Source organism: Pseudomonas sp. P1_C12 (assembly GCF_056406435.1).
Window position 1 is genome coordinate 33,329 of the sequence record NZ_JBFUAE010000029.1, and the last position, 7,651, is coordinate 40,979.

The 7,651-nt window shown below is 58.6% G+C and carries 8 protein-coding genes; 3 read left to right on the top strand and 5 right to left on the bottom strand.

The window, feature by feature from the left end; genetic code table 11:
* The first annotated feature begins 11 nt into the window (after nt 1-11).
* The gene (locus AC1D19_RS29270) at nt 12-1,820 is read left to right on the top strand and encodes a M24 family metallopeptidase (protein ID WP_477765435.1); all 1,809 of its coding nucleotides are present in this window, start codon (nt 12-14) and stop codon (nt 1,818-1,820) included.
* Between the two features lie 28 nt (nt 1,821-1,848).
* Here the strand turns inward: AC1D19_RS29270 and AC1D19_RS29275 are convergent, their stop codons facing one another.
* Nucleotides 1,849-2,769 (bottom strand): LysR family transcriptional regulator, encoded by a 921-nt coding sequence (locus AC1D19_RS29275; RefSeq protein ID WP_477765436.1) that lies wholly within the window; start codon nt 2,767-2,769, stop codon nt 1,849-1,851.
* Nucleotides 2,770-2,873: 104 nt separating this feature from the next.
* Here AC1D19_RS29275 and AC1D19_RS29280 point away from each other — a divergent pair, with 104 nt between their 5' ends.
* Entirely contained in the window at nt 2,874-3,872 is a 999-nt protein-coding gene (locus tag AC1D19_RS29280) for a zinc-dependent alcohol dehydrogenase family protein (RefSeq protein WP_477760583.1), read from the top strand.
* Here the strand turns inward: AC1D19_RS29280 and AC1D19_RS29285 are convergent.
* Complete coding sequence (locus tag AC1D19_RS29285; RefSeq protein WP_477756616.1) at nt 3,869-4,459, bottom strand: 2-hydroxychromene-2-carboxylate isomerase; 591 nt, start codon at nt 4,457-4,459, stop codon at nt 3,869-3,871. The two genes, AC1D19_RS29280 and AC1D19_RS29285, sit on opposite strands and share 4 nt — an antisense overlap.
* Nucleotides 4,460-4,495: 36 nt before the next feature.
* Nucleotides 4,496-5,224 (bottom strand): SDR family oxidoreductase, encoded by a 729-nt coding sequence (locus AC1D19_RS29290; protein WP_477756615.1) that lies wholly within the window; start codon nt 5,222-5,224, stop codon nt 4,496-4,498.
* A gap of 93 nt (nt 5,225-5,317) precedes the next feature.
* Here AC1D19_RS29290 and AC1D19_RS29295 point away from each other — a divergent pair, with 93 nt between their 5' ends.
* Nucleotides 5,318-5,878, top strand: a complete 561-nt coding sequence (locus tag AC1D19_RS29295) for a TetR/AcrR family transcriptional regulator (protein ID WP_477765437.1) — start codon at nt 5,318-5,320, stop codon at nt 5,876-5,878.
* A gap of 14 nt (nt 5,879-5,892) precedes the next feature.
* Here the strand turns inward: AC1D19_RS29295 and AC1D19_RS29300 are convergent, their stop codons facing one another.
* Nucleotides 5,893-6,174: a hypothetical protein gene (locus AC1D19_RS29300; protein ID WP_477756613.1), complete on the bottom strand. Its 282-nt coding sequence runs from the start codon at nt 6,172-6,174 to the stop codon at nt 5,893-5,895.
* A gap of 169 nt (nt 6,175-6,343) precedes the next feature.
* Nucleotides 6,344-7,231, bottom strand: a complete 888-nt coding sequence (rhtA, locus tag AC1D19_RS29305) for a threonine/homoserine exporter RhtA (RefSeq protein WP_008020439.1) — start codon at nt 7,229-7,231, stop codon at nt 6,344-6,346.
* Between the last annotated feature and the right edge of the window lie 420 nt (nt 7,232-7,651).

Here is a 7,651-nt window from a genome sequence, read left to right on the forward strand (position 1 = left end):
CAGGAGACACGATGAATACGCAGCTTTCGATCAATGGATCGGTGCCTCAGCGCCTGGCGCAAACCCGCGAATTGATGAGCCGGGAGGGCATTCACGCCTTGCTGGTGCCGTCGGCCGACCCGCACTTGTCCGAATACCTGCCGGGCTACTGGCAGGGGCGTCAGTGGTTGTCGGGTTTCCATGGTTCGGTCGGCACCCTGATCGTGACCCCGGATTTTGCCGGCGTCTGGGCCGACAGCCGTTATTGGGAGCAGGCGACCAAGGAGCTCAAGGGCAGCGGCATTGATCTGGTCAAGCTGCAACCGGGTCAGCCCGGGCCACTGGAATGGCTGACCGAGCAAACCCCCGAGGGGGGCGTTGTCGCGGTCGATGGCGCGGTCATGGCCGTGGCTTCGGCACGGACCCTGGGCAGCAAGCTTGAAGAGCGTGGCGCCCGTCTGCGCACCGACATCGATCTGCTGAGCGGAGTCTGGAACGACCGCCCAGTCCTGCCGAACGAACCGATCTATCAGCACTTGCCACCACAGGCGACCGTCAGCCGTGGCGAAAAACTCGCCAAACTGCGTGAAACCCTTCAGGCGCGGGGTGCCGACTGGCATTTCATCGCCACCCTGGATGACATCGCCTGGCTGTTCAACCTGCGTGGCGGCGACGTGTCGTTCAACCCGGTGTTTGTTTCATTCGCCTTGATCAATCAGCAACAGGCCACGCTGTTCGTTGCCTTGAGCAAAGTCAGCGCCGAGTTGCGCGCCATCCTCGAACAGGACGGCGTGACCTTGCGCGATTACAGCGAAGTCTCTGCCGCACTGCGTGCCGTACCGAGCGGTGCGAGCCTGCAAGTCGACCCGGCGCGGGTCACGGCGGGGTTGCTGGACAACCTCGACAGCGGAGTGAGGCTGATCGAAGGCCTGAACCCGACGACCCTGGCCAAATCGCAAAAGAGCCTGGCCGATGCCGAACACATCCGTCAGGCCATGGAACAGGACGGCGCAGCGCTGTGCGAATTCTTTGCCTGGCTGGACTTGGCGCTGGGGCGCGAGCGCATCACCGAACTGACCATCGACGAAAAACTCACCGCCGCCCGTGAGCGCCGTCCGGATTATGTGTCGCTGAGTTTCAACACCATCGCCGCGTTCAACGCCAATGGCGCGATGCCGCACTACCACGCCACCGAAGAGGAACACGCGGTGATCGAAGGGGACGGCCTGCTGCTGATCGACTCTGGCGGCCAGTACCTGGGCGGCACCACTGACATCACGCGGATGGTTGCGGTGGGCACACCGACCGATGAGCAAAAGCGCGATTGCACCCGCGTGCTCAAGGGCGTGATTGCCTTGTCCCGCGCGCAGTTCCCGAAAGGCATCCTGTCGCCGCTGCTCGATGCCATCGCCCGTGCGCCCATCTGGGCGGAAAGTGTCGACTACGGTCACGGCACCGGTCATGGCGTCGGTTACTTCCTGAACGTCCACGAAGGTCCGCAAGTCATCGCTTATCAGGCCGCGCCTGCACCGCAAACTGCGATGCAACCCGGCATGATCACGTCCATTGAACCGGGCACCTATCGTCCGGGTCGTTGGGGGGTGCGGATCGAAAACCTGGCGATGAACCGTGAGGCGGGCAAGAGCGAATTCGGCGATTTCCTGAAGTTCGAAACGCTGACCCTGTGCCCGATCGACACACGTTGCCTGGAAACATCGTTGCTGTCGGACGAGGAAAAACAGTGGTTCAACGCCTACCACGCCGAAGTGCGTGAGCGTCTGAGTCCGTTGGTCGAGGGTGTTGCACTTGAGTGGCTGAACACTCGCACTACGGCTATCTGATCGGGTACAGCTACTGGTTCCTGTGTAGCTATTTGTTTATGTGCAGCTCAGGCGCTTTTTCCAGCGCCTGAGCCATATAGTCGACAAAGGCTTTGACCCTGGCGGATTGGCGACGATTCGCCAGGGATACGGCATAAATTGGCAGCGACAACGTACTGTAGTCCTGCAAAATCGCGCTCACCCGGCCGGCGCTCAGGTCTTCGCTGAATAGCCACACCGGTGACAGCGCAATCCCCAATCCCCCCAGCACCATTTCGCGGATCGCCTCGGAATTGTTGCTCTGCGCATTGCCCTTGATCCGCACTTCGTGGCGTTGGGCGTCTTTTGTGTACACCCACAGGTTTTGACTGCTCAGCAGGTTGAACATCAGGCAGTTGTGCCTGCCCAGTTCCTGCGGTGTTTGCGGTTGGCCGTTTTGCCTGAGGTAGTCAGGTGATGCGACGGTCACACGTTGGGTACTGCCGACATGGCGAGCGATCAGGCCACTGTCGTTCAGGGCACCGATCCGGAATGTGACGTCCAGCCCTTCGCCGACCAGATCCAGGTTTTGATCGCTCAGTTGCAGGTCTATCTGTACGTCAGGGTAGTGTTTGAGAAAGTCCGGCAACCGGGGTGCGATCTGCAGGCGCCCGAAACTCACCGACGAGCCGATTTTCAGAGGTCCGGCGACCCTTTCCCGACCGGACTGGAAGCTATGTTCTGCCGCATCCACGGCGGCGAGGATGGTCCGGCATTCGTTGTAATAGCGCTGACCTTCGTCCGTCAGGGATAGCTTGCGGGTGCTGCGGGCAATCAGCTTTCCGCCCAATCGGGTTTCCAGTGCTTGCAATACTTTGCTGATGGTCGGCTGGCTGGTCTGCAACTCCCGGGCAACGGCGGAAAAACTGCCCCGTTCGACCACCCGCACGAAAATCGCCATTGCATTGAGTTTGTCCACGGGATTCCTCATTGATGCTGTATAGGCATGATCACTATAGCGATATGGCGTCTTATCGGCATGAATAGGGCGAGGCAAGATTGATCCTGTATTCACTTCTGATGGGACATGGCGAAATGACTGACTCACTGAATATGCGCGCTCTGATGGTCGACTCGGCCAATGCGCCATTACGTTTGGTTTGCGTTGCACGGCCGGTGCCGCAGGCGGGGCAGGTATTGGTCAGGATCCGGGCCAGCGGTGTGAATCCGCTGGATGGAAAAATCCGCTCCGGGCAGGCGACCCATGCGGGGCAACCATTGCCGGCAATAGTGGGAATGGATCTGGCCGGGACCGTAGCGGCGTTGGGGGAGGGCGTCAGTGGCTGGCTGCCGGGGGATGAGGTGTACGCCATGGCCACCGGTATTGGTGGTATTCAAGGTTCATTGGCCGAATACGCGGCGGTCGATGCACGGCTGTTGGCACGTAAACCGCGCAACTTGAGCATGCGTGAGGCTGCCGGATTGCCGCTGGTGCTGATCACCGCTTGGGAAGGTCTGGTCGACCGGGCTCGCGTTCGGCTCGGGCAGAAGGTATTGATCCATGGTGGCGCCGGTGGTGTTGGCCATGTCGCGGTGCAAATCGCCCGCGCTTTTGGCGCAGAAGTTTTTGCTACGGGCTCTGCCGGGCAGCAGTCGATTATCGAAGGGTTCGGCGCGACGTTTATCGATTACCGCAAGTCTTCGGTTGAAGACTATGTGGCGGAGCATACGGCCGGTGAGGGCTTCGACATTGTCTATGACACAGTGGGGGGGGAAACGCTGGATGCGTCATTCAAGGCGGCACGGATGTATCACGGTCATGTGCTCAGTTGCCTGGGGTGGGGGCAGCACAGCCTGGCACCGCTTTCCTTTCGCGGGGCGACTTACTCCGGTGTCTTCACTTTGCTGCCGCTCCTGACCGGCAAGGGGCGTGAGCATCACGGCGAGATTCTGCACGAGGCGGCGCAGTTGATTGAGGCGGGCAAGCTCGCGCCATTGCTTGACCCGCACTCGTTCACGCTGGAATCCGCAGAAGACGCCCATGTACTGCTCTTGTCAGGAGCGGCAAAGGGGCGGTTGGTGGTCGAGATTTAACCCAGGGCCTCGAGTACGAAGTCCAGTCGATCCTGGCCGAAGTACAGCTGGTTATCGACAAACATGCTCGGCGCACCAAACACTCCTCGCTGCACGGCTTTTTCGGTGTTGTCCTTGAGCAGGGCTTTGACTTCCTCATCGGCGGTCAGGGCCAGCACCTCTTGTGGATCGAATCCGTTTTCGCTCAATACTGCCGCGACGGTTGCCGGTTCATCCAGGCTGCGACCGTCGACCCAAATGGCGTTGAACAGGCAGTCGATGAAGGCGGCAAAGCGTTCAGGGTGGCGCAACTGCATGCCTGTCACGGCGCGCATGAGCATCAAGGTGTTGATCGGGAAGTGCGGATTGAATTTCAGGGGCACGCCGTAGCGTTTGGCGTAGCGGTCCAGATCCTGAAACATGTAGCGGCCCTTGGCCGGGACAGTCGCCGGAGAGGCGTTGCCGGTGGCTTTGAACACTCCGCCCAGCAAGAACGGAATGTAGATCAACCGGGTATCAGTCTGTGCGCAAATTTTCGGTAGCTGGGTATAGGCCAGATAGGTGGCGGGGCTGCCGAGGTCGAAGTAGAACTCCACGGTTTTGCTCATGGTCAAGGCGCTCGTCTTGTTGTTTTTTTTGGGGAATTACCAGCGTTCGCTCCAGGGGCGAAGGTCCAGCTCGAAGGTCCAGGCATCGCGGGGCTGGCTGTGCAGGTACCAGTAATTTTCGGCGATATGCTCGGGATTCAGGATGCCATCCTGATCCTTGGTGGCATATTTTTCCGGGAAGCTTTCACGGATGAAGTCGGTATCGATGGCGCCGTCGACGACGACATGGGCAACGTGAATATTCATGGGGCCGAGCTCTCGGGCCATGCTTTGCGCCAGTGCACGAATGCCGTGCTTGGCACCCGCAAATGCGGCGAACCCGGCAGCGCCACGCATGCCTGCGGTGGCGCCGGTGAACAGGATCGTACCCCGCTGGCGCCTGGCCATGCGCTTGGCCACTTCACGCGCGTTGAGGAAGCCGGAAAAACAGGCCATTTCCCAAATCTTGAAATACTTGCGGGCGGTTTCTTCGAGAATGCTGCACGGCACGTTGGCGCCGATGTTGAAGACAAATGCCTCGATTGGGCCGATCTCGCTTTCGATCCGCTCGACCAGCGCGATCACGTCTTCCTCCTTGCGTGCATCGCAGGCAAAACCGTGGGCCTCGCCACCATCGGCCTTGATGGCATCCACCAGTGGCTGGAGCTTGTCCGCACTGCGGCGGGTGACGCAGGCGACAAGACCCTCTTGGGCAAAACGCTTGGCAATGGCGCCGCCCGTGGCATCACCTGCACCGACAACCAGTACGACCTTCTTGTTATTCATGGGTAGATCCCTTTTGGTAAACGATCGTTAGCTAAACGAACGTTATGCTACGATTCGACAAGCGTCAAGGTGATCAACCTCGGGAGAAGGACAATGCGTTATTCGGCCAGTCACAAGCTGGAAACCAGGCAAAGGCTGCTGGAAAGCAGCGCGGTATCGGCCAAGAAGTCGGGATTTTCAACGGTGGGCGTGGACGGCCTGATGAAGGCGATTGGCTTGAGTGGCGGTGCTTTCTACAGCCACTTCTCGTCGAAAGACGAGTTGTTCGCAACCATTGTTGAACGTGAGTTGGGTCAAAGTCTGGCGCGACTGGGGGAAGGGCAGGAACGTGACAAGCTTGAGCGCTGCTTGAAACAGTACCTGAGCATGTCTCACGTCGAGAATCCGGAAACCGGTTGTGCATTACCGGCATTGGGGGCGGAAATTGCCCGTTCCGACCTGACAGTCCGCCAACAGGCAGAGCACTGGATTTGTCGGCTTCAGGAAAGTTGGGCAGGTGTTTTGCAAAGCGACAGCCTGGCGTGGGCGATTCTGTCGCAATGTATTGGCGCGCTGGTCGTGGCGCGTATGCTCGCTAGCCCGGATATCCAGCGCACAGTGCTGAAGTCCAGCTACGAGGAAATCGGCCGTCAGATCGCAAGTCCGAGAATCTGACGCGACGACCTTGCCTATTTGCAGATGACGATCATGCTGCGGCTGGTATAACCCGCAGGATTGAGGCCAAAAGGATAGTCGCCGGGCTCTTCCACGGCATCTCCCGACTTGGCAATGACCTTGTATCCCTTGGGTGCGCAGGAGTTGGCGGCGCTGGCGTAGCACTTGTCCCAGGATGAAGACAATCCGGAGCAGTTGATGTGTAGCCCTTTCTTGCCGTGCTTGATCTGTGTTTCCGAGGTCGCTGCGCAGCCTGCAATTGCAAGTACGGCGACCAGTATCAAAATTCGTTTCATTACTGTCCTTTTAGCGTCCCCGGATCTTGTGCCCGGGTCTGGCTGCATTCGCTTTCGCTTGACGCGTACCGATATCCCTATCTGGATTTGTCCATGGCATGACCTTGGGTTGCGGGGCTAAACATGGCCTAGTTGAGCGGTAAATACCAGACCCGTGTCATCTCCGCTCTCAATCTGCCGCTACTGCTGGCCTGGCGGCAGTGCTCATGGTCATGGTTGCGCCGACGGAGGCCAGGATGATGCACAGGATTGCCATCCACTGCGACAGTGAGAGGTATTCATGCAGGAACAGCAAGCCCGATAACGCACCGAAGGCAGGCTCAATGCTCATCAATGTGCCGAAGGTTCTGGCCGGCATGCGGGTCAGAGCGACCATCTCCAGGGTGTAGGGGAGGGCAGTGGACAAGACGGCGACGCCAAGGGCCACGGGGATCAGTGACGGGGTCAGCAATGCGGAGCCGGCATGGACAATACCGATAGGGGCTACAAAAAGCGCGGCGATCATTACCCCCAGTGCGGCGGTTTGCACGCCATTATCGGCCCCGGCCTTTTGGCCAAACAGAATGTACAGTGCCCAGCAGATCCCTGCACCCAAGGCATAACCGGCGCCTACCAGATCGATTCCTGCTGTCGCTTCTCCTGTTGGTATCAGTAACAGCAAGCCGACGGCAGCCAGGGCGATCCACAAAAAGTCGATAGCGCGACGCGAGGCGTAGATCGCAACGGCCAGTGGGCCGGTGAATTCAAGAGCCACCGCGATGCCCAGCGGGACGGTTTGCAATGACATATAGAAGAGGAAGTTCATGCCGCCCAGCGCCATCCCGTAGACGATGACGGTGCGCAGGGATCTTGCGGTGAGTTTTGCCCGCCATGGACGCAGTATCAGCATCATGATCACGCTGGCAAAAATCAGTCGTAATGTTGTCGTCCCCTGAGGGCCAACAACGGAGAACATGCTTTTGGCCAGGGAGGCTCCGGACTGGATCGATGCCATGGCTATGAGCAGCAGCCCAACCGAGAACAGGGTAGAGGCCAGGCTGCGAGGCTGATCATTCATTACGTGGCATCGTCCGAAATATAGGAATCAAGGGTATTTCTTTTTGTGTTGGGCAATATACTGCGCATTCCCCGCAGGCGCGTCTATATATATGCAGTGTTTTTGTACATATCGGTAGAAAGCCAGAATCAGTGCTTGACGGCAGATTCTGGAGGCCTATAATTCGCCCCACTTCCGGCGCAGTCGAAACGGAAAACTCCTTGGTAAACAATGAGTTATGCAGTTTTCGGCAGCGGGTTGCTTCAGGTCATCGAAGCCAAAAGGAAGTTGAAAAAGGGGTGTTGACAGCAGCGTGTAACGCTGTAGAATTCGCCTCCCGCTGACGAGAGATCTGAAGCGCAAGTGGTTGAAGTTGAAAAGGAAACTTGGAAAACTTCTGAAAAATACCACTTGACAGCAAATGAGGCTGCTGTAGAATGC

Coding starts and splice junctions, on each gene's coding strand:
- AC1D19_RS29275 (WP_477765436.1), bottom strand. CDS start 2,769: ATGAGGAATCCCGTGGACAAACTCAATGCAATGGCGATTTTCGTGCGG.
- AC1D19_RS29290 (WP_477756615.1), bottom strand. CDS start 5,224: ATGAATAACAAGAAGGTCGTACTGGTTGTCGGTGCAGGTGATGCCACG.
- AC1D19_RS29285 (WP_477756616.1), bottom strand. CDS start 4,459: ATGAGCAAAACCGTGGAGTTCTACTTCGACCTCGGCAGCCCCGCCACC.
- AC1D19_RS29300 (WP_477756613.1), bottom strand. CDS start 6,174: ATGAAACGAATTTTGATACTGGTCGCCGTACTTGCAATTGCAGGCTGC.
- AC1D19_RS29280 (WP_477760583.1), top strand. CDS start 2,874: ATGACTGACTCACTGAATATGCGCGCTCTGATGGTCGACTCGGCCAAT.
- AC1D19_RS29270 (WP_477765435.1), top strand. CDS start 12: ATGAATACGCAGCTTTCGATCAATGGATCGGTGCCTCAGCGCCTGGCG.
- AC1D19_RS29295 (WP_477765437.1), top strand. CDS start 5,318: ATGCGTTATTCGGCCAGTCACAAGCTGGAAACCAGGCAAAGGCTGCTG.
- rhtA (WP_008020439.1), bottom strand. CDS start 7,231: ATGAATGATCAGCCTCGCAGCCTGGCCTCTACCCTGTTCTCGGTTGGG.